General features: G+C 71.6%; 22 protein-coding genes and 2 pseudogenes. 18 read left to right on the top strand and 6 right to left on the bottom strand.

Annotation, left to right across the window (positions count from 1 at the left end):
- Nucleotides 1–152: 152 nt before the first annotated feature.
- From ABZT02_RS35760 to ABZT02_RS35700, 13 genes are all read left to right on the top strand, one after another.
- The gene (locus ABZT02_RS35760; RefSeq protein ID WP_356025210.1) at nucleotides 153–974 is read left to right on the top strand and encodes a TetR/AcrR family transcriptional regulator; all 822 of its coding nucleotides are present in this window, start codon (nucleotides 153–155) and stop codon (nucleotides 972–974) included.
- Nucleotides 975–1608: 634 nt separating this feature from the next.
- Entirely contained in the window at nucleotides 1609–2775 is a 1167-nt protein-coding gene (locus tag ABZT02_RS35755; protein WP_356025208.1) for an acyl-CoA dehydrogenase family protein, read from the top strand.
- 10 nt (nucleotides 2776–2785) lie between these two features.
- Nucleotides 2786–3553 (top strand): SDR family NAD(P)-dependent oxidoreductase, encoded by a 768-nt coding sequence (locus ABZT02_RS35750; protein WP_356025206.1) that lies wholly within the window; start codon nucleotides 2786–2788, stop codon nucleotides 3551–3553.
- Nucleotides 3554–3618: 65 nt separating this feature from the next.
- Nucleotides 3619–4386, top strand: coding sequence for a FadR/GntR family transcriptional regulator (locus tag ABZT02_RS35745; RefSeq protein WP_356025204.1), 768 nt, complete (start codon nucleotides 3619–3621; stop codon nucleotides 4384–4386).
- A gap of 88 nt (nucleotides 4387–4474) precedes the next feature.
- Complete coding sequence (locus ABZT02_RS35740) at nucleotides 4475–5275, top strand: enoyl-CoA hydratase/isomerase family protein (protein WP_356025202.1); 801 nt, start codon at nucleotides 4475–4477, stop codon at nucleotides 5273–5275.
- Nucleotides 5276–5277: 2 nt separating this feature from the next.
- Nucleotides 5278–6258 (top strand): acyl-CoA dehydrogenase family protein, encoded by a 981-nt coding sequence (locus tag ABZT02_RS35735; protein ID WP_356025200.1) that lies wholly within the window; start codon nucleotides 5278–5280, stop codon nucleotides 6256–6258.
- Complete coding sequence (locus ABZT02_RS35730) at nucleotides 6255–7403, top strand: acyl-CoA dehydrogenase family protein (protein WP_356025198.1); 1149 nt, start codon at nucleotides 6255–6257, stop codon at nucleotides 7401–7403. Before ABZT02_RS35735 ends, ABZT02_RS35730 begins: the two co-directional genes overlap by 4 nt.
- A gap of 14 nt (nucleotides 7404–7417) precedes the next feature.
- Complete coding sequence (locus ABZT02_RS35725; protein WP_356025196.1) at nucleotides 7418–8992, top strand: FadD3 family acyl-CoA ligase; 1575 nt, start codon at nucleotides 7418–7420, stop codon at nucleotides 8990–8992.
- A gap of 4 nt (nucleotides 8993–8996) precedes the next feature.
- Nucleotides 8997–10175: a CaiB/BaiF CoA-transferase family protein gene (locus tag ABZT02_RS35720; RefSeq protein WP_356025194.1), complete on the top strand. Its 1179-nt coding sequence runs from the start codon at nucleotides 8997–8999 to the stop codon at nucleotides 10173–10175.
- The gene (locus tag ABZT02_RS35715) at nucleotides 10172–10972 is read left to right on the top strand and encodes an enoyl-CoA hydratase-related protein (RefSeq protein ID WP_356025192.1); all 801 of its coding nucleotides are present in this window, start codon (nucleotides 10172–10174) and stop codon (nucleotides 10970–10972) included. Before ABZT02_RS35720 ends, ABZT02_RS35715 begins: the two co-directional genes overlap by 4 nt.
- Nucleotides 10972–12108 (top strand): thiolase family protein, encoded by a 1137-nt coding sequence (locus tag ABZT02_RS35710; RefSeq protein WP_356025403.1) that lies wholly within the window; start codon nucleotides 10972–10974, stop codon nucleotides 12106–12108. Before ABZT02_RS35715 ends, ABZT02_RS35710 begins: the two co-directional genes overlap by 1 nt.
- Nucleotides 12109–12122: 14 nt before the next feature.
- The gene (locus ABZT02_RS35705) at nucleotides 12123–13271 is read left to right on the top strand and encodes an acyl-CoA dehydrogenase family protein (protein ID WP_356025190.1); all 1149 of its coding nucleotides are present in this window, start codon (nucleotides 12123–12125) and stop codon (nucleotides 13269–13271) included.
- A gap of 9 nt (nucleotides 13272–13280) precedes the next feature.
- Nucleotides 13281–14039 carry an SDR family oxidoreductase gene (locus tag ABZT02_RS35700; protein WP_356025401.1) on the top strand — a complete coding sequence of 253 codons (759 nt, stop codon included), beginning with the start codon at nucleotides 13281–13283 and terminating at the stop codon, nucleotides 14037–14039.
- A gap of 248 nt (nucleotides 14040–14287) precedes the next feature.
- Here ABZT02_RS35700 and ABZT02_RS35695 read toward each other — a convergent pair whose 3' ends face one another.
- The gene (locus ABZT02_RS35695) at nucleotides 14288–15562 is read right to left on the bottom strand and encodes an amidohydrolase family protein (protein ID WP_356025188.1); all 1275 of its coding nucleotides are present in this window, start codon (nucleotides 15560–15562) and stop codon (nucleotides 14288–14290) included.
- Nucleotides 15556–16572, bottom strand: a complete 1017-nt coding sequence (locus ABZT02_RS35690; RefSeq protein WP_356025186.1) for a CoA transferase — start codon at nucleotides 16570–16572, stop codon at nucleotides 15556–15558. The genes ABZT02_RS35695 and ABZT02_RS35690 overlap by 7 nt, the downstream gene beginning before the upstream one ends.
- Before the next feature lie 52 nt (nucleotides 16573–16624).
- Between ABZT02_RS35690 and ABZT02_RS35685 the strand changes: the two genes are divergently transcribed.
- The 3 genes from ABZT02_RS35685 to ABZT02_RS35675 all read left to right on the top strand — a co-directional run bounded on the left by ABZT02_RS35685 (nucleotide 16625) and on the right by ABZT02_RS35675 (nucleotide 19149).
- A complete protein-coding gene (locus tag ABZT02_RS35685) occupies nucleotides 16625–17575 on the top strand; it encodes an enoyl-CoA hydratase/isomerase family protein (protein ID WP_356025184.1) in 951 nt (316 codons plus the stop codon).
- A 78-nt stretch (nucleotides 17576–17653) separates the two neighbouring features.
- Nucleotides 17654–18964: a cytochrome P450 gene (locus ABZT02_RS35680; protein ID WP_356025182.1), complete on the top strand. Its 1311-nt coding sequence runs from the start codon at nucleotides 17654–17656 to the stop codon at nucleotides 18962–18964.
- Nucleotides 18961–19149 (top strand): ferredoxin, encoded by a 189-nt coding sequence (locus tag ABZT02_RS35675; RefSeq protein WP_048580216.1) that lies wholly within the window; start codon nucleotides 18961–18963, stop codon nucleotides 19147–19149. Before ABZT02_RS35680 ends, ABZT02_RS35675 begins: the two co-directional genes overlap by 4 nt.
- Nucleotides 19150–19155: 6 nt before the next feature.
- On the opposite strand, the gene ABZT02_RS35670 is transcribed toward ABZT02_RS35675, so the two are convergent.
- Nucleotides 19156–19467 (bottom strand): DUF1330 domain-containing protein, encoded by a 312-nt coding sequence (locus tag ABZT02_RS35670; protein ID WP_306954136.1) that lies wholly within the window; start codon nucleotides 19465–19467, stop codon nucleotides 19156–19158.
- 161 nt (nucleotides 19468–19628) lie between these two features.
- On the opposite strand from ABZT02_RS35670, the gene ABZT02_RS35665 reads away from it, so the two are divergent.
- Together ABZT02_RS35665 and ABZT02_RS35660 are read left to right on the top strand one after the other, a co-directional pair.
- Nucleotides 19629–20591: an LLM class flavin-dependent oxidoreductase gene (locus tag ABZT02_RS35665; protein ID WP_356025179.1), complete on the top strand. Its 963-nt coding sequence runs from the start codon at nucleotides 19629–19631 to the stop codon at nucleotides 20589–20591.
- A gap of 75 nt (nucleotides 20592–20666) precedes the next feature.
- On the top strand, nucleotides 20667–20990 hold the full coding sequence (locus ABZT02_RS35660) for a GntR family transcriptional regulator (RefSeq protein ID WP_356025177.1): 324 nt from the start codon (nucleotides 20667–20669) through the stop codon (nucleotides 20988–20990).
- 55 nt (nucleotides 20991–21045) lie between these two features.
- Here the strand turns inward: ABZT02_RS35660 and ABZT02_RS35655 are convergent, their stop codons facing one another.
- The 3 genes and pseudogenes from ABZT02_RS35655 to ABZT02_RS35645 all read right to left on the bottom strand — a co-directional run.
- Nucleotides 21046–22542 carry a hypothetical protein gene (locus ABZT02_RS35655; RefSeq protein ID WP_356025176.1) on the bottom strand — a complete coding sequence of 499 codons (1497 nt, stop codon included), beginning with the start codon at nucleotides 22540–22542 and terminating at the stop codon, nucleotides 21046–21048.
- A gap of 413 nt (nucleotides 22543–22955) precedes the next feature.
- A pseudogene (locus ABZT02_RS35650) lies at nucleotides 22956–23048 on the bottom strand (ABC transporter ATP-binding protein); the annotation flags it as partial.
- A 115-nt stretch (nucleotides 23049–23163) separates the two neighbouring features.
- A pseudogene (locus ABZT02_RS35645) lies at nucleotides 23164–23488 on the bottom strand (ABC transporter permease); the annotation flags it as partial.

Here is a 23488-nt window from a genome sequence, read left to right as displayed (position 1 = left end):
GCCGTACCGGTGGCTGCACACCGGGCGCGGGCCCGGATCAGAATCGAGAATATCATTCTCACTAGGAGGGAGTAAGACTCTTGCCTTTGGCAGAGCGCGATTCGGTAGGGCGTAGGGCTCATCTTTCCGCCTGCGTGGAGTACCGTTCTTCCATGAGTGCCGTCCCCGCAGAATCCGTCGAGACCCCCGAGCCCGCGTGGCGGCAGCGCGCCGTCGAGCGCTCCACCCGGGCGGCGAAGCTGCGCGCCGAGCAGCGCGTGCAGCGCTTCTTGGACGCCGCCCAGGAGCTCATCGCCGACAAGGGCACCACCGACTTCACCGTGCAGGAGGTCGTGGAGCGCTCCCGCCAGTCGCTGCGCAGCTTCTACCAGCACTTCGACGGCAAGCACGAGCTGCTGCTAGCCCTGTTCGAGGACGCGCTGTCGAAGTCCGCTGCCGCCATCCGGGAGCAGGTCGCTGCGGGGCAGGATCCGTTGGAGCGTCTGAAGCTCGCGGTCGATTTCCTCTACGACGCCTCCACGCCCCGCGAGGGCCGGCAGTCCCCGCTCTTCACCGACTTCGCCGTCCAGCTGCTGGTCAGCCACCCGGAACAGGTGGCCAGCGCCCACCTGCCGCTGCTCGACTTCTTCACCGAGATGGTGGAAGAGGCCGTCGAGACCGGCCAGGCCGTGGCTCCGAAGCCGCGGCGCACCGCCTCCCTGATCATGCAGACGGCGATGTTCACGGCCCAGGCCCCCTCCGCCCGGGTCGGCGCCCATCCCGCGCCGATCACGGTGGAGGAGGTGTGGGCGTTCTGTCTGGGCGGCATCAGTGGCGGCCCGGTGTCCGGCGGCACTCCGGCGACTGCACCGACGGTGAAGAAGACCGCGGCGAGGACCGGCACGAAGAAGAAGGCGTCCGCCAAGAAGTCCGCCTCGGCCACGACCGCGGCCAGGAAGACGGGCGCGGCAGCCAGTCCGCCCAGGCGCGGCTGACGGTCCGCCGCTCGGGGTGACGACCGAGGGCGGGAGTCGCCCGGCCCTCGGCCCCTTCTCTCAGGCAGTTCCCGTGCCGCAGGGCCGCCCGGCAGTCAGGCCGTGCCCGAGGTTCAGGCGCCCGGGGACTCGACCGGCACCACTGCATCCCACCCGCGGCCCTCCCCAGCAGCGCCGGCGTCTCTTCGCCCGGCCCCGCCGGCGTCGCCCCGTCGGACAGCACCGCCAGACCCGGCGTGACATCGAGCGGTAGACCTTCGGCCCGGCCACCTCGACGTCCGCCGCGCTGTCCAGCTTCGCCAGGTTCGGGCACGCCGACGGCGAGCATGCGCCCGGTGCGTCGGCCGCCGCGGCGGCGGGCACCACGGTCGCGGGCAAGGTCGGGCCGAAGTCGGCCGCGACGGTGGCGAATGTGAGCCTGGTCGGCCCCGGCTGGACCCTCGTGGCGGCTCTTTGAAGCAGTCATTGGACATTCGAACGATGTCCGCACGTGTGGACCAGAACCTGACCCCCTCCCGGGGGCGGTCAGTCCGGCCGCACATTGGCGAGGGACCGCAGAACCTTGCCGCTATCGGTCTGACCTTTGATATGGTTCGCAACTCTCACCAGCCTCCCGACAGAGAGGTCCCCCGCTGTGGACTTCGAGCTGACCGAGGACCAGGAGACGATCCGCAAGGCCGTGGCCGGTCTCCTGCGTGACTTCGACGACCGGTACTGGATGGAGAAGGACCGGGACCACGCGTTCCCCGAGGAGTTCTACGCAGCCGTCGCCGATGGCGGCTGGCTCGGCATCACGATCCCGGAGGAGTACGGCGGCCACGGGCTCGGCATCACCGAGGCGACACTGCTGCTGGAGGAGGTCGCGCGCTCCGGCGGGGGCATGAACGCCGCCAGCGCGATCCACATGTCGATCTTCGGCATGCATCCGGTGGTCGTGCACGGCTCCGACGAGCTGAAGCGCCGCACCCTGCCGCGCATCGCAAGCGGCGACCTGCACGTGTGCTTCGGGGTGACGGAACCGGGCGCCGGGCTCGACACGACGAGCATCACCACGTACGCCCGCCGGGTCGGCGACCACTACGTCGTCAGCGGACGCAAGGTGTGGATCTCCAAGGCCCTGGAGTCGGAGAAGATCCTTCTGCTGACGCGCACGGCCAGGCGTGACGAGGTCGAGAAGCCGACCGACGGCATGACGCTGTTCCTGACCGATCTGGACCGCGACCGGGTGGACATCCGCCCGATCCCGAAGATGGGCCGCAACGCCGTCTCCTCGAACGAGGTGTTCATCGACGACCTGCGGGTTCCGGTCGAGGACCGGGTCGGCGAGGAGGGCCAGGGGTTCCGCTACCTCCTCGACGGCCTCAACCCGGAGCGGATGCTGATCGCCGCCGAGGCCCTCGGCATCGGCCGGGTGGCCCTGGACCGGGCTGTGCGCTACGGACGCGAGCGGGAGGTGTTCGGGCGGCCCATCGGCATGAACCAGGGCATCCAGTTCCCGCTGGCCGACGCCCTCGCCCACCTCGACGCGGCGGAACTCGTGCTGCGCAAGGCGACCTGGCTGTACGACCAGGGCCGGCCGTGCGGGCGGGAGGCCAACACCGCCAAGTACCTGTGCGCGGACGCCGGGTTCACGGCCGCCGACCGGGCCCTTCAGACACACGGCGGGATGGGCTACTCCGAGGAGTATCCCGTGGCCCGCTTCTTCCGTGAGGCACGGCTGATGCGGATCGCGCCGGTCAGCCAGGAGATGGTCCTGAACTACCTGGGGTCCCACACCCTGGGCCTGCCGAGAAGCTACTGAGGAGCCGGTCATGACCGAGGGAACGGGACTGTTCGATCTCACCGGGCGTTCGGCGCTGGTGACCGGGGCGGCCGGCGGCATCGGCGCGGCGGTGGCCGGGGCGCTCGCCCGGGCCGGGGCCGCGGTGCTCGTCACCGACGTCGACGAGGCGGCGGCCACGGCCGTGGCAGGGAAACTGACCGCCCAGGGACTGCGTGCCGAGGGCGCCGCCCTGGATGTGGGGGACCGGGCGGCAGCCGACGCCGCGGCGTCCCGGGCCGCCGCGCCTACCGGCGGAACACTGCACATCCTCGTCAACAACGCGGGCGTCACCGCGCCCGCGATGTTCGACAAGCTCGACGAGGAGTCGTTCCGACGGCTCCTCGACATCCATGTGCTGGGAGCGTTCCACTGCGCCCAGGCCGCGCTGCCGTTCCTGCCGACGAACGGGACCGGCCGGATCATCAACGTGACGTCGTCGGCCGGCCTGACCGGCACCCTGGGCCAGGTGAACTACTCGGCGGCCAAGGCGGGCATCATCGGACTCACCAAATCACTGGCTCGTGAGCTGGCCCGGAAGAACATCCTGGTGAACGCGCTCGCACCACTGGCGGCGACGCCGATGACCGAGACCATCCGCACCGACCCGAAGTTCGCGGAGCGGATGCTCGCCCGGATCCCGCTGGGCCGCTGGGCGGAGCCGGAGGAGGTCGCGGGCGCGTTCGTCTTCCTCGCCTCCGACGCGGCCTCCTTCATCACCGGGCAGGTGCTGCCGGTGGACGGCGGACTGGTCATCTGACGGACCGCCGGGTGCGGTGTTGAATGGTCCGGCCGAAACGGATGTACGACGAGAGGCCTGAACCCGTGCCCAGCGCTCACTCCACGCCCCCCACCCCGCGCTTCGACACACTCACCGTCCCCAAGGCCTCGGACGTGCTGGCGTCCGAGGTGCGTGAGCGCATCCTGTCCGGGGAGTTCCCGGTGGGCACACCCCTGCCGCCGGAACGACAACTGGTGGAGCAGACGGGACTGAGCCGGGCGACCGTGCGGGAGGCGTTGCGCATCCTGGAGGTCGAGCGGCTGGTGGAGATCCGGCCGGGACGCGGAGGAGGGGCCTTCGTGCACCGGCCGGGCCGCGAATCCCTGGCGAACACCGTGCAGTTGGTCATCCGCGGCCAGCAGATCCGGCTGGAGGCCCTGCACGAGACCCGTGAGGCGATCGAGCCCGCGTGCGCCGCGCTCGCGGCCGGCCGGCGCACCGAGCAGGATCTGGCCGACCTGGACGCCGCCCATGCCGAGCTGGTCGACGCCGGTGACGACATCCGCCGTTTCCTGCGGGCCAACGTCCGTTGGCACAACGCGGTGGCGCGGGCGAGCGGCAACGAACTGCTCATCGGGTTCCTCAGCGCGCTCTCGGAGTCGATCTACGCCGCCACGAACCTGGAACGGTTCATGGACACCCGTATCCGCGAGGTCACCGCCCAGGCACACACGAAGATCACCGAGGCCATCCGGTCGGGTGACGCGGCGGCGGCCCGGCGGCGGATGAGCCGCCATGTGTGCGGGTTCGCACGGGCCGCCGCCGAGGTGGATGGCCGGGAACGCGTCGAACTGACCGAGCCCGAAGACTGATCCGCCACATCACAAGGTGAGAATGGGATTCTCCATTTAGCGCAACGCTATTGACATCTTCGGCCTGACCTTTAATAGCATCAGCGGTATGACCGACGTGAGCCCCGTCCTGACCGTGGCCGCCGACGGAGACGTCCGCATCGTCACGCTGAACCGCCCCGACCGCCTCAACGGCGTCTCGGCGGAGCTCCACTTCCGGCTGTCCCAGATCTGGCGCGAGCTCGCGGAGGACGCCGGAGCGCGAGCGGTCGTCCTCACCGGGGCGGGCCGGGCCTTCAGCGCGGGCGGCGACTTCGACCATCTGCTGCGCCATCACGACGACCCGGAGCTGCGCGAGCGGTCCATCCGGCTCGACCGGACCATCCAGACGGACATGATCCGCTTCCCGCTGCCCGTCGTCGCGGCCGTCAACGGCCCCGCGGTGGGCCTGGGTTGCTCTCTCGCGCTGGGGTGCGACCTCGTGCTCATGGCCGAGGACGCCTACCTCGCGGACCCGCACATCTCGGTGGGCCTGGTGGCGGGCGACGGCGGAGTGACCCTCTGGCCGCTGCTGACGAGCCTGCTGCGCGTGAAGGAGTACCTGTTCACCGGGGACCGCATCCCGGCCGGCACCGCCGTCGAACTCGGCCTGGCCAACCGGACCGTCCCGGGCCCCGATCTCATGGGCGAGGCCCTGGCACTAGCCCACCGGCTCGCCGCGCAGCCCCCGGAGGCGCTGCGCGCCACCAAGGCGGCGCTCGCGGCGGTGGTCGAGCAGGTCTCGCGAGGTGGCATGGAGGCGGCGCTGCTGGCCGAGCGCTCCACCATGACCAGCCCCGACCACATCCGCATCGTGAGCGACCTCGCCGCCCGGGCGAGCCGCCGTCCCAGCGCCGCCGAGGAGGGCTGAGCGTGGAACGCGACGAGTTCACGCTGGTTCGCGACATGCTGCGGGCGTTCGCGACCCGCTTCCGCAGCGGCTCGGCCGACGACGTCAAGGCGCAGACTCGCACGGACGGACAGCGGGCCTTGGACGAGCTCGGCCTGTCCGGCCTCCGCCGCACCTCCCCGCCGGCCGCCACCGTGCAGGAGTGCGCCCTGCTCGCCGAGGAGCACGGCCGGCAGCCCCTGACCACGTCCCTGCTCGGCACGGCGCTGCTCGCCCCCGAGCTGCTGCGTCTCCTCGACCTCGGCGAGCGGGCCGAGCCCGTCCACGGCGACCGCCCCACCGTCGCCCTCGCCGGCGACCTGCGCTTCCCGGACCGCGATGCGGTCGGCCTCGTCGCCTGGGACTGCGACGGCGCGGACACGGCGCTCCTCGTGCATGCCGAAGGCCGCGTGACCGAGCACGAGTTGGGGGCCCCGGCACCGACCGCGGACCTGCTGCGCGGTGTGCGGCGGGCCTCGGCCGAGGGCCGGCCCGTCGGACGGCTCACCCCGGGCGCGCACCAGTGCTGGCAGGCGTACGCCCTGGTCGTGGTGGCGAGCGAACTCGTGGGGGCGGCCCGTTCGTTCGTCGAGCAGAGCGTGGACTACGCCCGCGAACGCCACCAGTACGGACAGCCGATCGGCTCCTTCCAGGCCGTGCAGCACCAGCTCGCCGACGCCACCGTCCTCGTGGAGGCCTGCACCAGCGCCACCCGCTACGCCGCGTGGTGCCTGGACAGCGAAACGTCGGGCCGTGCGCTGACCGCGGCCCGCGTGGCCAAGGCGGAGGTCAACTCCTCGGCCGTGGATGCCGTGTACGCCGGGATGCAGGTGTTCGGCGGGATCGCCCAGACCTGGGAGCACGTGGCCCACCTGTACCTGCGCCGGGTCCTCGTCGGAGCGGCCGTGCTCGCGACCACGGCCGACCTGCTGACCGTCCTGGCCGCACCGGAGGCGACGCGATGACGGACACTCCCCTGGACTTCGGCGACCCTGAGGACCTGGAACGCCTGCGCCACGACTTCCGCGCCTGGCTGGCCGGCCACCCGCTGCCCGAACGGCCCGCCGACGAGCCGCTCCCCGTGTTCCTGCACCGCTGGCACCGCCAACTGCACTCCGGCGGCTGGGTCGGCCTCGACGTCCCGGAGCGGTACGGCGGCCGGGGTCTGACCGCGCTGCACCAGGTCACGGTCAGCGACGAACTGGGGGTGCGGGGTGCGCCCGGTGTCCCCCGCATCGGCTATCTCGCCCACGCCCTGCTGCGGTTCGGCTCCGAGGAGCAGCGTCGCCGGCTGCTGCCGCGCATGCTCTCCGGTGACGACGTGTGGTGCCAGGGCTTCAGCGAGCCCGGCGCCGGCTCGGACCTGGCCGGCATGAGCACCTACGCCGAGCGCCGCCCGGAGGGCCACTACATCGTCAACGGCCAGAAGCTCTGGACGAGTTACGCCCAGTACTCCGGCCTCTGCCTGCTCCTGGCCCGCACGGATCGCGCCGCTCCGGCCCACGCCTCCATCTCGGCCTTCGTGCTGCCTCTGGACCGCCCCGGCGTGACCGTACGGCCGCTGCGTGCGGCGAACGGCGACGACGAGTTCTGCGAACTGTTCCTCGACGACGTGCGCCTGGAGGAGTCCGAACGGATCGGCGCCGAGGGCGACGGCTGGCCTCTGGCGATGACTACGGTGGCGTACGAGCGCAACGCGCTGGACACCGGTCACCTGTCGAAGTACGGGCTGCTGATCGAACGGCTGCGCCGCGCCGCGCACGAGCGACGCGGCACGCTCCCGGACGGGTTGCTGTCGGACATCGGGCGCTGTGCCGTCGACTACCAGGTCCTTGTCGCCCACGCGCGGCGCCGCACCGCCGAGCGCCTCGCCGGGCAGAGCGCGGGACCGGAGTCCTCCGTGGACAAGCTGCTCATGACCCGCGCCGAACAGCGCCTGTACGAGACGGCGTTGAAGGTCTTCCCCGAGGAACTGCACGGGGAGGGCGGCGAGGTCCTGGGCGACTACTTCTACTCGAGGGCCGCGTCCGTGTACGGCGGCACGTCCCAGATCCAGCGGATCATCATCGCCAAGCGGCTGCTGGGCCTGCCCGTCGGCCCTCGTGCCTGATCGGAGCCCTCGTCATGCGACACGACCTGGAATTCCTCAGTATCCCGAACGTGGTGAGAGTCGCCGCCCAGCGGTTCGGCGACGCCCCGGCCCTCGTCGACGGCGAACTGCGCCTCACCTTCCGGGAACTGGAGGCCCGGATGATCCACGCGGTGCGATCGGCGCTGGCACTCGGTATCGGGCCGGGTGACCGGGTCGGCCTGTGCGCACCGAACTCGGTCGAGTGGATCGTGACGGCTCTCGGCATCCAGGGCGCGGGAGGTGTCGTCGTACCGCTCAACACCCGTTTCAAGTCGACCGAGATCTCCTACATCCTGCGGAAGTCCGGCGCGAAGGCGCTGTTCGCCGCCGCGTCGTTCCTCGGCACCGACTACATCGCCGAGCTGAGACGAACCGACCCCGAACTGCCCGCGCTGCGCACCACGGTGTCGATGCCGGGCGGAGCGGAGGGCCTGTACTGGAGTCAGTTCCTCGCGCACGGCGAGGAGTGTCCCGAGGCGGCCGCCCGCGAGTCCATCGACCGGCTCACTCCGGATCACGTCTCCGACGTGATGTTCACCTCCGGCACAACCGGCCACCCCAAGGGCGTGATCCTCACCCACGGGCAGACACTGCGGGCGTACGGCTGGATGTCCACTGAGTACACCTTCGACGCCTCCGACAGCTTCCTGGTCATCCCGCCGTTCTTCCACTGCTTCGGCTACAAGGCGGGCTGGCTCGCCTCGCTGATGCACGGGGTGACCGTGATCCCCATGGCCGTCTTCGACGCGGGGCGCGCCCTCGAAATCGTTCAAGGAGAGCGGGTGAGCATCGTCCTCGGCCCGCCGACCATCTTCCACGACCTGCTGAACCATCCGCAGCGGTCCTCGTACGACCTGTCGTCCCTGCGGGTGTCGATGACGGGCGGCACGACCATCCCCGAGTCGCTGATCCGGGCGATGAAGAGGGACCTCTCCTTCGACATCGTACTGAGCGCCTACGGCCTCACGGAGTCGACGGCGCTGGTCACCACGACCAGGGTCGGGGACAGCGAGGAGACGGTGGCCCGCACCACCGGGCGTCCGATCCCGGACGTCGAGGTCCGGATCGCCGATGACACCGGGCAGGAGGTGCCGGAGGGCGAGGAGGGGGAGGTCCTGGTTCGCGGCTACAACGTCACGCGCGGCTACTGGGACGACCCTGCGGCCACCGCCGAGACGATCGACCGCGACGGCTGGCTGCACACCGGCGACATCGGCCGCCTGGACCCGGACGGCAACCTGGCGATCGTCGACCGGAAGAAGGAGATGTTCATCGTCGGCGGCTTCAACGCCTACCCGGCCGAGATCGAGAAGCTGCTCCTCGGCTACGAGCCGATAGCGCAGGCGGCGGTGATCGGGGTTGCGGACGAGCGGCTCGGCGAGGTCGGCTGCGCCTTCGTCGTGCCGAGGCCGGGCGCGGACGTCACGGCGGAGGACGTGATCGCCTGGGCCCGGGACCACATGGCCAACTTCAAGGTCCCCCGCCAGGTGCGCTTCGTGGGCCACCTGCCGCGCAATGCCAGCCAGAAGGTGCTCAAGCACGAGCTGCGCGCACGGCTGGGGAGCTGACCCGGTGACGGATAGCGGCCCCCTGGTGGGGATCACGGTGGTGGCGCTGGAGCAGGCCGTGTCGGCCCCCATGTGCACGCGCACGCTCGGCGACTTCGGTGCCCGGGTCATCAAGGTGGAGAATCCGGCGGGCGGCGACTTCGCCCGCCACTACGACGACGTGGTGGGCGGACTCGCGGCGCACTTCGTGTGGGCCAACCGGGGCAAGGAGTCGGTGGCCCTGGACCTGAAGTCGGAAGCCGGACAGGCGGTCCTGCACCGGCTGCTGGAGCGCGCCGACGTCCTGGTCTCCAACCTGACCCCCGGCACCACGGCCAAGCTGGGCCTCTCCCCCGCCGACCTGGAGGTACGCCACCCGGAGCTGATCGCCGTGGAGATCGACGGGTACGGCCCCGGCGGGCCCCTCTCCCACAAACGCGCCTACGACCTGCTGGTCCAGGCGGAGTCGGGGGCCTGCTCGGTGACCGGCCGGGAGGGTGCTCCCGCCAAGCCGGGCCCTCCGGTCGCGGACGTGTGCAGTGGGCTGTACGCGGCGCTGTCGGTGCTGGCGCTGCTGTACGCCCGGCGGCCGGGGCAGGTGGCGGTGAGCCTGTTCGACACCATGGCCGAACTGATGGGCTACCCGCTGACCTACACCCGCCACTCGGGGGTCGAGCAGCAGCCGCTCGGCATGAGTTCGCCCGCCGTGTCCCCCTACGGCGCCTACCGCACGGCCGACGGGCAGACGGTCGTGCTCGGCACCACGAACGACCGCGAATGGCGGCGGCTGGCGAGGGAGTTGCTCGGCCGGCCGGACCTGGCGGACGACGAGCGGTTCCGCACGAACGCCGGACGGGTGGAGCACCGCGAGGTTCTCGACGCCGCGATCGGCGACTGGTGCGCGCGATACGACCTGGGTCACGTCCAGGAGCGGGCCGACGCGGCCGGGATCGGCAACTCCCGCTACAACACGGTCACCGATGTTCTCGACCATCCCCATCTGGCCGCCCGCGACCGCTGGCGGAAGGTCGGCACACCGTCGGGGCCGGTGCCCGCGCTGCTGCCGCCGCCCGTGATCGCCGGGTTCGACCCGCCGATGGGCGCGGTCCCCGGGCTCGGTGAACACACGGACGCCCTGCTGGCCGAACTCGGCTACACACAGCCGGAGATCGCCGCCCTGCGGGCGCGGGGGGCGGTCCGGTGAGCGTGCTGCTGACGAGCGACGCCGGCGGCGTGCGGACACTGACCCTGAACCGGCCGCACCGCAGGAACGCCATCGACGCAGAGCTGTGGGAGGCCCTGCGTGAAGCCCTCGCGGCGGCGGGCGGCGACCGGTCCGTCCGGGCGCTGGTCCTGACCGGTGCGGGCGGCGCGTTCTGCTCCGGAGCGGACATTCCCGAGCGGGTCAGCAGCACCCACCCGCTGTACCGGATGCGGCCCCTGACCGAGGTGACGCTGCTGCTGCACGAACTGCCCGTGCCCACGGTCGCCAAGGTGACGGGGGCGGCGGTGGGAGCGGGCTGGAACCTGGCGCTCGGCTGCGATCTGGTGGTCGCCACGCCCCAGGCGCGCTTCTCGCAGATCTTCGCCCGACGCGGGCTGTCCCCGGACTGCGGCGGCTCCTGGCTGCTGCCGAGACTCGTCGGGTTGCAGCAGGCCAAGCGGCTCGCGCTGCTCGCGGAGACGATCGACGCCGAGGAGGCGAAGGCGCTGGGCCTGGTGACCTGGGTGACGGACACCGACGAGGTGGACACCTTCGTCGACGACCTGACCGCCCGGCTGGTGGCCGGTCCGCCGGTGGCCCACGCCCAGACCAAGGCCCTGCTGAACGAGGGCACCGACCGCACCTTGCGGGACGCCCTGGCGAACGAGGCGAAGGCACAGGCGGTGAACTTCGCGGGCGCGGACGTCCGCGAGGCGTACGCCGCGTTCGCCGCGCGACGCGAACCACTCTTCACGGGCCGCTGGGCCGTGCCGAGCCGACCGGAGGACGACACGTGATACGAGAAGCGGTGATCGCGGCAGCGGTCCGCACCGCGGTGGGAAAGCGCAACGGCGGGCTGGCCGGCATCCACCCGGCCGACCTGTCCGCTGCGGTGCTGAACGCGCTCGTCGAGCGGGCCGGGGTCGATCCGAAGGCCGTCGACGACGTGATCTGGGGGTGCGTCTCCCAGATCGGCGACCAGTCGAGCAACATCGGCCGCTACGCGGTGCTGGCCGCGGGCTGGCCCGAGAGCATCCCCGGGACGACGGTCAACCGGGCCTGCGGATCGAGCCAGCAGGCGCTGGAGTTCGCCGTGCAGGCGGTGCTGTCCGGGCAGCAGGACGTGGTCGTGGCGGGCGGGGTGGAGGTCATGAGCCGGGTCCCGCTGGGCTCGGCCAGGGCGAGCGGAATGCCGTACGGCCCTCAAGTCCTCGGCCGGTACCAGGACTTCTCCTTCAACCAGGGCATCTCGGCGGAGAAGATCGCACAGAAGTGGGGCTTCACCCGGGCCCGGCTCGACGCGTACGCGGCGCTGTCGCACGAGCGGGCCGCCGCCGCGCAGGACAGCGGGGTCTTCGAGGAGCAGATCGTGCCGGTGGTGGAGGTGACCGCCGACGAGGGCGTTCGCCGGGGCACCAGTGTGGAGACGCTTGCGAAGCTCAAGCCGTCCTTCCTGGAGGACGACGGCGTGATCCACGCCGGCAACTCCTCCCAGATCTCCGACGGTGCGGCGGCGCTGTTGGTCACCACCCCGGACAGAGCACGGGAGTTGGGACTGACGCCGCTCGTGCGCCACCGGGCGGGCGCGGTGGTCGGCTCGGACCCGGTGCTGATGCTGACCGGGCCGATCCCGGCCACCGAGAAGGTGCTGGGGAAGGCCGGGGTGGCGCTGTCGGAGGTCGGGGTCTTCGAGGTGAACGAGGCCTTCGCGCCCGTTCCGCTCGCCTGGCTCGCCGAGACGGGTGCCGACCCGGAGCTGGTCAACCCGCTCGGCGGCGGCATCGCGCTCGGCCATCCGCTCGGTGCCTCGGGAGCCGTCCTGATGACCCGCATGATTCACCACATGCGTGACCGCGGCATCCGCTACGGACTCCAGACCATGTGCGAGGGCGGCGGGACCGCGAACGCCACACTCGTCGAACTCGTTGGCTGACGGGGGGCGTTGACGTGCGCCGCGATGTCTTCACCGCCGACCACGAGGCGTTCCGGGAGCTGGTCCGGGACGTCGTGGCCAGGGAGGTGGTTCCGCACTACGCCGAGTGGGAGAAGGCCGGGCGGCTGCCCCGGTCGTTCTTCGAACGGCTCGGCTCGCTCGGGCTGCTGGGCGTGGCCGTCCCGGAGGAGTACGGCGGAGGCGGGCAGCCCGACTACCGCTACAACGTCGTCCTCCAGGAGGAGGCCGCCCGCGCCCTGGTCACGCTGGGCACGGTCCGCACCCAACTCGACGTCGTGCTGCCGTACTTCCTCACCTACGCGAACGAGGAACAACGCCGGCGCTGGTTCCCCGGGCTGGCCTCCGGCCGGCTGCTGACCGCGATCGCGATGACCGAGCCCGGCACCGGCTCCGACCTCGCGGGAATCCGTACGACCGCCGTGCGCGACGGCGACCACTACGTGGTGAGCGGGGCCAAGACCTTCATCACCGGAGGGCTGCTCGCCGACCTGGTGATCGTGGTGGCGCGCACGACGACCGACCCGGACGACCGCCGGGCGGGGCTCACGCTGCTGGTCGTGGAGGACGGCATGCCGGGCTTCACGCGCGGCAGGGTGCTGGACAAGATGGGCATCAAGGTCCAGGACACCGTGGAGCTCGCCTTCGACGAGGTCCGGGTGCCCGTCGCCAACCGGCTGGGCGAGGAGGGCAGGGCCTTCGCCTACCTCGGGCACAACCTCCCCCAGGAGCGGATGACCGTCTCCGTCGGTTCGGTCGCGCAGGCGCGGGCCGCGCTCGACACGACGATCGCGTACGTCAGGGAACGCAACGTGTTCGGGACGCCGGTCGCGTCGTTCCAGAACACCAAGTTCGAACTCGCCGCCGTCGACGCGGAGATCGAGGCCGCGCAGGCCGTGCTCGACCGGGCCGTGCTGGAGCTGGTCGACGGGCGGCTGTCCGGCGCGGACGCCGCGAGGGTCAAACTGTTCTGCACCGAGATGCAGGCTCGCGCAGTCGACCGGTGTCTTCAACTCTTCGGCGGTTACGGCTACATGCTGGAGTACCCGATAGCCCGGCTGTACGCGGACGCCCGCATCACCCGTATCTACGCCGGGACGAGCGAGGTCATGAAGGTCATCATCGCCAAGTCCCTGGGGTTGTGACACATGTCCATGGAGGACTTCTCCGCCAGGCCGGGCACGGCCTTCGTGGCCGGTGGTACCGGTGGCATCGGCGCCGCGATCGTGAGGACGCTGGCCGAACGCGGCAGCGACGTCGTGTTCACCTACCGCTCCTCCCAGGAAGCCGCGGAGAATCTCGTCCGGGAGATCAAGGACCACGGCCGCCAGGTCACCGCCGTCCGTTTGGACCTGACCGACGAGGCGGAGACGGCCCGGGTGGTGCGCGGATGCGGCGGTGTGCACACGCTGGTGTACGCGGCCGGGCCGCACGTGCCCATGACCCACCTGAGCAAGGTCACGCCCAGCCGGTACCGCGCCCAGCTGGAGGCCGACGCGGTGGCGTTCTTCAACCTCGTCCATCCCGCGCTGCCGCTGCTGCGGGAGAGCAGCGGCAGCATCGTCGCCGTCACCACCGTCGCCACGCGCCGCTACCCCGTCCGCGACGGGCTCTCCTCGGGCGCCAAAGGGGCGGTCGAGGCCGTCGCCCGTGCCCTGGCCGCCGAGGAGGGCCGCTACGGCGTCCGAGTCAACTGCGTCGCCCCGGGCATGCTCACGGACGGCATCGCGGGCCGGCTGATCGACACGGGCGAACTCGACGAGGACGCCCTCGCCGTCACCCGCCGCAACATCCCCCTGCGCCGGTTCGGACAGGCCCAGGACATCGCGGAGGCGGTCGCGTTCCTCGCCTCGGACCGGGCCCGGTTCGTCACGGGGCAGGCGCTGGGGGTCGACGGCGGGTACAGCGTCTGAAGCGGCGGGGCGAGGGCGCCGCCCCGCGGGCACTGCTGTAAAGGCCCTCCACAGCAGTGCCGTCAGCGGTTGCGGCCAGGGGTGGAGCCGTCCGTGCCGACGACGACCGTCATCGGGCGGGAAGTAGATCGAGAACCGGGTGCCGTGGTCGGCGAAGCCACCGTGGACATAGCGGTGGCGCACCGGGGTGTCACGCCATTCGTCCACGTCCGCGTACGGCTTGCGGAAGTCCTCGTCGGGTGTCTCGTTCACCGCGCTCCTTCGTTGTCCGGCGCGGGCTCCGTGATCGACCGGCCCTGAACGTAGGCGGCCCGTACCGCGTCGGCGGTCAGCGCGTCGAGCGCCTCCCGCAGGGGCACGTGGAGCAGGCACAGGTCGGCCGGCGAGCCGACCGTCACCCGTCGGGGGCGTTCCGGCCGGTGCGGGCCGCCCAGGAACAGTCCCAGTGCCGCGCGCGGGGTGAGGCGCTCTGCCGCGTCGCGTGCGACGGCGGCCCGCATGACGGCCCAGGGGTCGTGGGTGCCGTACGGCGCGTCGGTTCCGGCGGCGACCGGGACCCCCGCTTCGGCGAGGCTCCGGCAGCGGTAGAGGTGCGGCCGGTCGTCGGGGTGCACCTCGGCGGCGTAGGCCCGGGCCCGCTCGACCGGGAAGTGCGGCTGCGTCACCACGGTCACGCCGAGCCGGCGAAGGCGTGGGAGGACCTCCACCGGGATCACGGACCCGTGCTCGATCCGGTCGCCCTCGGCCGGGCCCGCCTCCTCCAGGGCGAGGAGTGTGACGAGCAACTGCACGCGGGTGACGCAGTGCACGGCGACCGGCCGGGGCCGTATCGCGGCCACCGTGGCGGCCAGATCTGCGGGGGTGGGCAGGGTCGGGTCGTCGAGCATCAGCTTCACCGGCGGGTCGACGCCCATGACGACGAGCCGTTGGGGCAGGACGGACAGCGTCTGTGCGAGACCGTCGGCGGGGTGCGGGTCGGCGTTGGTGAACCCGGTGACGCCGAGGGCGGCGGCGCGGCGCCCGACGCCGGCCAGGTCGAGCGGCACGGGCGGGAGGAGGGCACGCAGACGTCCGTCCTCACGCCACAGGCACCCGTCGGCGCTCTTCAGCCCGGCCGCCCGCAGCGCCGCGCTGTTCAGGAACCACATGGCGCCGCCGCGGTGCTGCACCCGGACCGGCCGGTCGGGGACGAGGGCGTCCAGTGTCCACCGGTCCAGCTCTCCCGCGACGCTCTCGTGGTAGCCGACGGCCCGAACCCACTCCCCCGGCGCCCCGGCCCGCAAGCACTCGGCGAGTTCGTCGCGTCCGTGCACCTCGGCAGGCCCCACCCGCACCGAGGCCGCCTCCGCGGCCAGCGCCGTGAGATGGACGTGGTGGTCGTGGAGCCCGGGCAGCAGCGCCGCGCCACGTCCCTCGACCTGCGCGTCCCCGGCCAGTCGGCGCCCGATCCCGGCGACCCGGCCGCTCTCGACACGGACGTCCACCCGCCCCCGCCCCTCGACCTCCACGTCTCTGATCAGCATGTCGCCGCCGGTGTCTCGGCCTGTGCCGCGGCGCAGGCCGCCATGGACACGCACAGCAGTTCCCCGCCACCCCGGGCCAGCGAGCGGGCGACGGCGTGGGCGGCGTACAGGCCGGTGACGGGATCGGCGAGCGCGTCGCCGAGGAACACCGGATCGCCGTGCCGGTCGCTGCCCGCCAGTCCGCCGGCGATGGCCGCGTCGTCGCCGAAGGCGATCCGGTCGTCGTCGCGGCCGTACCCGGTGATGCTCACCCACACTCGGCCGGGTCGGGCGGTGAGGAACTCCTCCGCGTGCGCCCCGAGCCGCCGCAACGCCCGCGGCCGGGACGCCTCCACGACCACGTCGGCGTCCGCGAGCGCCCCGGCGAGTGCGCCGGAGGCGAAGTCCAGCACCAGGCTCGCGTGTCCCTCATGCAGGCGTCGGTAGAAGTCCGGGTGGCCGAAGCGGGCCCCGTCCGGCCGGGTGGTGCTCTCCACCTTCACGACCCGGGCGCCGGCCAGACCCAGCAGCCGTGCACACAGAGGGCCCGCCCACAGCGCGGACAGGTCGACGACCTTCAGACCGGTGAGGTCGCGCGGGCGGGACTGCCCGTGCCGTTCGGCGCGCACCGGCGCGCGGTCGCCGCGCTCGGATCCGAGTGCCGCGGCGGCCATGCCCAGCATCTGGGCTGATCGCACCAGTTCGGTCGCGCCGGTCCGGCGCGCGGCGGTCCGCAACCCGGCGCGGGGTGCGCCGAGGAGCGCGAGGAGGGCCGGGAGGGCGGCATGGTCGTCGGGGCGGGCCAGATTGACCGCGGCCCAGCCGTCGGCGGTGGCGAGGAGCTGGCAGGAGCCGCCTGCCGAAACCCTGGCCGGGAGGCGGAATCCGGCGAGCTCGGCCCGCTCGAAGAGCGCACCGGCGAGGTCGACGGGTACGCCCGTCAGGGTGGCGAAGTCGTCGGCGACGGCGGTCAGGGACCCGAGTCTGCCCTCCACGGTTGCCATCCAGCGGGCGAGAGCGACATTCTTCATCACGCAAACACCCTTCTCGTCAGGGGTGAAGCAAGGTTACACTGCGGGCGTCATGGAGCCACCCTTCCTCCTGGTCGACCTCGACGGCCCGGCCTCCCACCCCTCACGGGAAACCTCCTGTGTGCGCGTCGCCGTGGCGGCAGAACCCGCGGAAACGGCCGGGGAGTTCGACCTGCTGCTCACCGCATCGCCCGATCCGCCCCGGCCCTGGGTCGGGTGCGCCGATCCGTACGCAACCGCGCGGCGGCTCCGGGACATCGTCACCGCCCGCCCCGACGCCTGCCTGACCCTCGTGCAGGTGCTCCGCATGGGCCCCAGCCTGCCGCCGCCCGACCGGCTGGTCATGGAGTCCCTCGCCTACTCCACCCTCCAGGCAGGGGCCGCCTTCCGGTCCTGGCTCGCCGGGAAGCGCCCGCATGCCGCCCGTCCGTCCACCGAGCCGGTCCTCCTCGACCGCGACGGCGACCGGCTGACCATCACACTGAACCGCCCCCGGATCCACAACGCCTTCGACACCGCCACGCGGGACGCCCTGTGCGAGGCCCTGGAGGTCGCCGTGTCCGACCCGACGGTCACCCGCGTCGACCTGCGCGGCAGCGGCCCCTCCTTCTGCAGCGGCGGCGACCTCGCCGAGTTCGGCTCCTCGACCGACCCGGCGCGGGCCCACCAGGTGCGCCTGCACCGCAGCCCCGCCGCCCTGCTCCAGCGGTGCGGGGCCGAGGTGACCGCGCATCTGCACGGCGCCTGTGTCGGCGCGGGCATCGAACTGGCTGCCTTCGCCGGCCGGGTGACAGCTGCGCCGGACACGGTGATCCGGCTGCCCGAGATCGGCATGGGTCTGATCCCCGGGGCGGGCGGCACAGCGAGCCTGCCGACGCGCATCGGCCGCGAACGGACCGCCTACCTGGCCTTGACCGGTGCCGCGCTCAGCGCGGCGGAGGCCCGGCGCTGGGGTCTGGCCGACGAGATCGCGAACGGTCACGCCGACTCAGGTGGGCACTAGCCATACACAGTAGTGAGAACTAGATTCTCGCACACGAGAAGAATAATCACGTTCCTCGCTCACGAAGGAGACCGGCCAGTGGCCCACGACGAGCCGCCCGAGGACATCGACGCGATCGACTTCTTTCGGGACGACAGCACCGTGGCGGACCCGTACCCCTACTTCGACGCCCTGCGCGCACGCTGCCCGGTCACCCGGGAACCCCACCACGGCGTGATGATGGTGACCGGGTACGACGAGGCGGTCCAGATCGCCCAGGACCCGCAGACCTTCTCGTCCTGCCTGTCGGTGACGGGTCCCTTCCCCGGTTTCCCGGTCCCGCTGGAGGGTGACGACGTCAGCGAGCTCATCGAGCGGCACCGCGACGAGCTGCCGATGAGCGATCAGCTGCCGACTCTCGATCCGCCCGTACACACCGCGCACCGCGGGCTGCTGATGCGGCTGATCACCCCGAAGCGGCTCAAGGAGAACGAAGCGGCCGTACGGGAGATCGCCGACCGCATGCTCGACACCTTCCTGGCCCGGCCGGAGGGCGAGTTCATCAGCGAGTTCGCCGGTCCGTTCACGCTGCTCGTCATCGCGGACCTGCTGGGCGTGCCCGAGGAGGACCGGGAGGAGTTCCTCGACAACCTCCAACGCCGGCCGCGGGACGGGGGCGGCATCGGCAGCACCGGCGAGGACGCCCTCGCCCACTCGCCACTGGAGTTCCTGTACGGGCGGTTCTCGGACTACATCGAGGATCGGCGCCGGGAGCCGCGCGAGGACGTTCTGACCGGCCTGGCCACCGCCACGTTCCCCGACGGCTCCCTGCCGGAGGTCGCCGACGCCGTCCGGGTGGCCGCCAACCTGTTCTCGGCCGGGCAGGAGACCACGGTCCGCCTGCTCAGCTCCGCGTTCAAGGTGATCGCCGAACGCCCCGACATCCAGACGCTGTTGCGCACGCAGCCGGACCGCATCCCCAACTTCGTCGAGGAGACGCTCCGGATGGAGAGCCCCGTCAAGGGTGACTTCCGGCTCTCCCGCGTCCCGGCCGCGGTAGGCGGGGTGGAGATCCCCGCGGGCACCACGCTGATGGTGGTCAACGGCGCCGCGAACCGCGACCCGCGCCGCTTCGAGGACCCGGCGACCTTCGACCCCGCCCGCCCGAACGCCCGCCACCACATCGCCTTCGGCCGCGGCATCCACACCTGCCCCGGCGCACCGCTCGCCCGCACCGAGGCACGGGTCGGCATCGAGCGCCTCCTGGCCCGCACCGGCGTCATCCGGATCTCCGAGCGCGTGCACGGACCGGCCCACGCGCGCCGCTACCAGTACCTGCCGACCTACATCCTGCGCGGCCTGACCCACCTCAACCTGGAGTTCACACCCGCCGAGGAGAACACGCGATGAAGATCACCATCGATGAGGACCGCTGTCGCGGTCACGGCGTCTGCTGCACCGTCAGTCCCGAGGTGTTCGACCTGAGCGACGACGGCTACGCCGTGACCGAACAGCCCGACGTGCCGCAGGAGTTCGAGCAGGCGGCACGCTCGGCGGCGATGAGCTGCCCCGAGCGTGCCATCACCTGCCACTGACGCGGCTCAGGCCGGCCGTGGCGGCATCTCGAACCCGGCGACCAGTACGGCATTGGTCTCCGCCGCCGCGTGCCGCAGCGGCTTGGCCTTCGCGTACTCGGCCGACTCGTACCACTCCCGCGCCGCCTCGACCGACTCGAACTCGAGGACGACCGTCCGGTCGCCGTGCCACTGACCCTCCAGCACCTCGGGCTCTCCTTCGACGGCAAGCACGCGGGCGCCCGCCTCGGCCATCGACCGGGCGGCCGCCCGGCTGTAGGCGTTCATCCCGGCCTGGTCGCGGATGGCCTCGGTCAGGATCACGTACCCCTTGGGCATGGACATCTCCAATACATATGAAAATGAATGGGTGGTATACGTTTTATGAGCGCCATTCGCCTTATGCGGTATATGCGTTATAACACAACTCCATTCAACTCGGATGCCGCGCACACGAGTTGGGTCCCTGCGGCCCTCGCTTCGGGCTCTGCGGGCGCCCGGTGAGTGTCCCCGAGTTGTCGTGCGGCCTCCCTCCCGGCCCCGACTTCGCCGATCTGGCCGTTCTCGCCGAGGAACTCGGCTACGCCCGGGTGTGGATCTACGATTCCGCGCCCTTGTGGGAGGACCCCTTCGTCCACCTGGCCCTGGCGGCCCGCCGGACGACCCGCATCGGCCTGGCCACCTCGGTGCTCGTGCCGGACGAGCGCTCAGTGATGTCCATGGCGTCCGGGATCGCCACCCTCGCCCGGCTGGCGCCCGGCCGCTTCCGGGCCTGTTTCGGCACCGGCTTCACGGCCCGACTGGCCCTGGGGCAGCCGCCGATGCGGCTCGACGCCTTCGCCGAGTACGTCCGCGCCGTGCGCGGGCTCCTGGCGGGTGACACCGTTTTGCTGGACGGCGAGCCGGCGCGCATGCTGCACGCCCCCGGGTTGACGGCGGCCCGCCCGCTGGACGTGCCGGTGTGGCTCAGCGTCTTCGGCCCCCGGGGCAGCGCCCTGGCCACAGGGCTGGCCGACGGGATCATCGGTAGGCCACATCCCGGCCTCCCCACGGCGACCATCGTGTCCGGCACGGTCCTCGACGACGGCGAGGACGCCGGCAGCGCACGCGTGCGGGAGGCCATCGGGCCCTGGCGGGTCGTCGACTGGCACGACGCCTACGCGCGCGGCGGTGCCGAGGCGGTCGACGCCAAGCCCGGAGGGCGCGCCTGGCGGGAGGCGCTGGAGGAGGTCGCCGAGGCCGGGGAACACCGCCTGCTCACCTTCGAGGGGCACGTCACCGACCTGACGGACCGTGACCGGCTGCTGCTGGAACACATCGACACCGCGACCATGGTCGGCGATGCCGCCCGCATCGGCCGCAAGCTGACGCGGCTTGGTGAGCTCGGCTTCCAGGAGGTCGTCTACACACCGACGGGACCCGACGTCCGGCGGGAACTGCGGGCCTTCGCCGGGACCCTGTGACGCCGCGCCGCAGCCGACCGGGTAGCCGCTCCCCCGGCATGCTCGGTAGCTCATGCGCACGATCGGTCCAGCCGCGTGCCCCGTGCCGGGACCGTCGGTCGAGCCCCGAGGAACCGGAGGCCGACGCTCGGGTTCGACCAGGAGGGGCGTTCCAGGCCGTCGGACCGCCCATGCTGTACGCCTCGGCCGTGGCGCAGATCCTTGGCCGACATCCGGTCCGGGCTCTTCCCACCGGGCAGCGCGCTGCCGGCGGAACGGACGCCGGCGAGCCGGTTGCGGGTCAGCCGCGGCTCCCTCCGGGAAGCGCTGGGCGCGTGCCGGAGGACGCCGGTCCCTGGACATCCGGACCGGCAGTGGCACTTGATCCGCGAGAGCTGCGGATGCGGTGCCGCCCCGTGACCGTAGGCAACGGGGCGCCACGCTCCGGTGGTGGCACAGGGCGCCACCACCGGGCTCAGGCCCGTTCCAGCACGATCAGGTAGATGGCGTTTGGCGCGAGATCGACGGTCGCGGTGTGCGTCCTGCCCGGCCTGACGATCTTCTTGTCGACCAGCTGGAGGCCGGCCTTGGCCGGGTCGAAGAAGTAGTTGCTGGTGTTCTGGTCGATCCGGTACATGAGCTGGCGGACGGGACGGTTCCTGAGCTCGGACGGCATCCGGGACATGTCGATGGTGGCCCGGTAGCTGCGGTCGCCCACGTGCTGCCAGTTCCAGACCATCAAAGACGCGCCGGTACGGTCCTTCGACGCCATCGCGTAGACGCCGTTGTCCCCTTCGAGCGCGCCCGACGCGCCGGCGGACACCCTGGTGTCCTTCATCCGGGACTGCATCAGCATGGAGTTGCCGTAGGGAGTGAAGGTGTCGTTGATCGGACCGTTCGAGGTGCGGGTCACGAGCTGGTCCTTGCGCTCCTCGACCCGGTGCCGGACGCACCAGTTGAACATGTAGGTGTCCGGCTGGTTCGCGAAGTAGTAGGCGTAGGTGGCCATGCCGGCGGCCTGCCGGACGTAGTCCTTCTTGGGGTCGGTATCGTCGTAGGCCGGACCGGGGTAGATGCCCGTCTCGGTGACGTAGCTCGGGATTCGCTGGTGGATGCGACGCTCCTTCAGCCAGCCCAGCAGGGTCTCCCGCTGTGACGCCACCACCCTCAGGTCGCCCTTGTACATCGTCGGTGACTTGTACGTGTCGTCACCCCAGGTGAGGTACGCGTGGTAGGCGAGGAAGTCCAGACGCTTGTGCGGGTTCTCGTCGGCGGTGTAGTCGTCGAGGAAGGGCTTCATCCACTTCGGGTCCAGCCACGACAGCGCCGGTCCGCCGAGCTCGATACGGTCCGCGCGCCTGAGGCCCTTGTTGACCTTGTTGATCGCGTCGTAGTACGGCTCGTAGAAGCGGTACAGGTCACCCGGCTGCAGTGTCGTCCTGTCCGGCGGGATTCCCTGCCTGCGCTGGTTGCCGTAGAACTGCCAGTCCGGCTCGTTGAAGGCTTCCACGTACTTGACGCGCGGGTACTTCGCCTTGACGCTCCGCACGATCAGTTCGAGCATCGGCTCGAGGTCTTTCAGAGGCCGCTTGCCCTCGACGAAGTCCGTCGGATTGAGGTTGATCAGCACCGAGTCGGACACTGTGCTCGCCTCGGTGAGGTAGGCGTCCAGTGTGGACAGGTCGCACCGCCGGGTCTTCAGGTCGCACAGGTTGAACACGTCCAGGCCGTCCGCCGCGTTCGGGCTGCTGAGCCAGATGCGGTAGACGTCGCCGTGCAGGCCCTGCCTGTTCAGGAACTTCGCGTCGCCGGCGCGCTGGTCGGGCCACGCCGTCACGTTGCCGAAGTTGTTCAGCCGTTCCGGGCGCGGCAGTTGGCCCTCGCGCGAGCCGAAGTCGACCGAAACCGCAGCCGGCGAGAGCGAGGCGGGGGGTTCGGCCGCCTGAGCCGCGACGGACTGGACAGACGTCACGGCCAGCAGCGAAGCGGCCGCTCCGGCCAGCAATCCTCGCCGGGTGGGAAGTCTCGTACTCGGGTGCATAAGGGAGAACCTCGCTTCCATGAAGCAATGGCGGCCGCTTGCCGCGGGTGTGTGGGGTCGCCGACGGCGGGGTTCAGCATAGGGGCGCTCTCTCCAAATGAGAACCAACGTCGCAATGATGGAGAACAAGATTCTGACAACCGGAGAAGTGGCAGGCGCTCGGGTGCGTGCTGGTTCCATCTCGGGTCTCTCGGTGGCGAAGATGTCACGCGCTTGGGGCAGCGGGTGCGGTAGGAGCAGCCAACCGTCCGGAGGGGCGGGGGGTCTCGCCCGCGACGGCTTCGGGGAGAGCGTCGTCGTCGAGGTCCGCCGTGGCACGACCGGGCGAGGCACTCAGCAGCGCCCTGGATGGACACGCCGTGGGCCGACACCGGCTCGTCCATCAGCAGCTCTGGCCGCAGCGGGAGCGCCCGCGCGATGGCGACCCGCTGCCGATCGGCCGTCGCGGCCGTGGCGAGGTCCCGTCGCCCGACGGTGATGCCGGGATGACGTGAATCAAGACGCCGTAGGGTCGTCGATGTCAAGCGAGGTGAGGGCCCGCTCCCACGGCGTCTACTCGTCGCGTGCTCCTGCCTGCCGGGTGACCGAGCGCAGCAGGGGGCGGCTCAGCGCGCCCGCCGCCAGGATCCCGCCCACTCCGGCGGCGCAGCACACCGCGAGAACGGTCAGGCCGCGGGCGTCGAACGACGAGTCGCCGCCGGCCAGCATCATCGAGCCCCCGCACAGCAGCCCGGCCGCGACGGCCCCGCCGGCCAGCACCGTGACCGGGATGAGGGTCTCCCGGTTCCGGGCGCTGTCCAGGACCTGTAGCGGGGTTCCTGCAAGGTGCAGCAGGGCGTAGGTGCGGCGGCGGTCCAGGACGGAGGCGGCCGCGGTG

The sequence above is a fragment of the Streptomyces sp. NPDC005402 genome (genome assembly GCF_040606575.1).
GTDB lineage: Bacteria > Actinomycetota > Actinomycetes > Streptomycetales > Streptomycetaceae > Streptomyces.
This window is presented reverse-complemented; position numbering and strand designations above follow the sequence as displayed.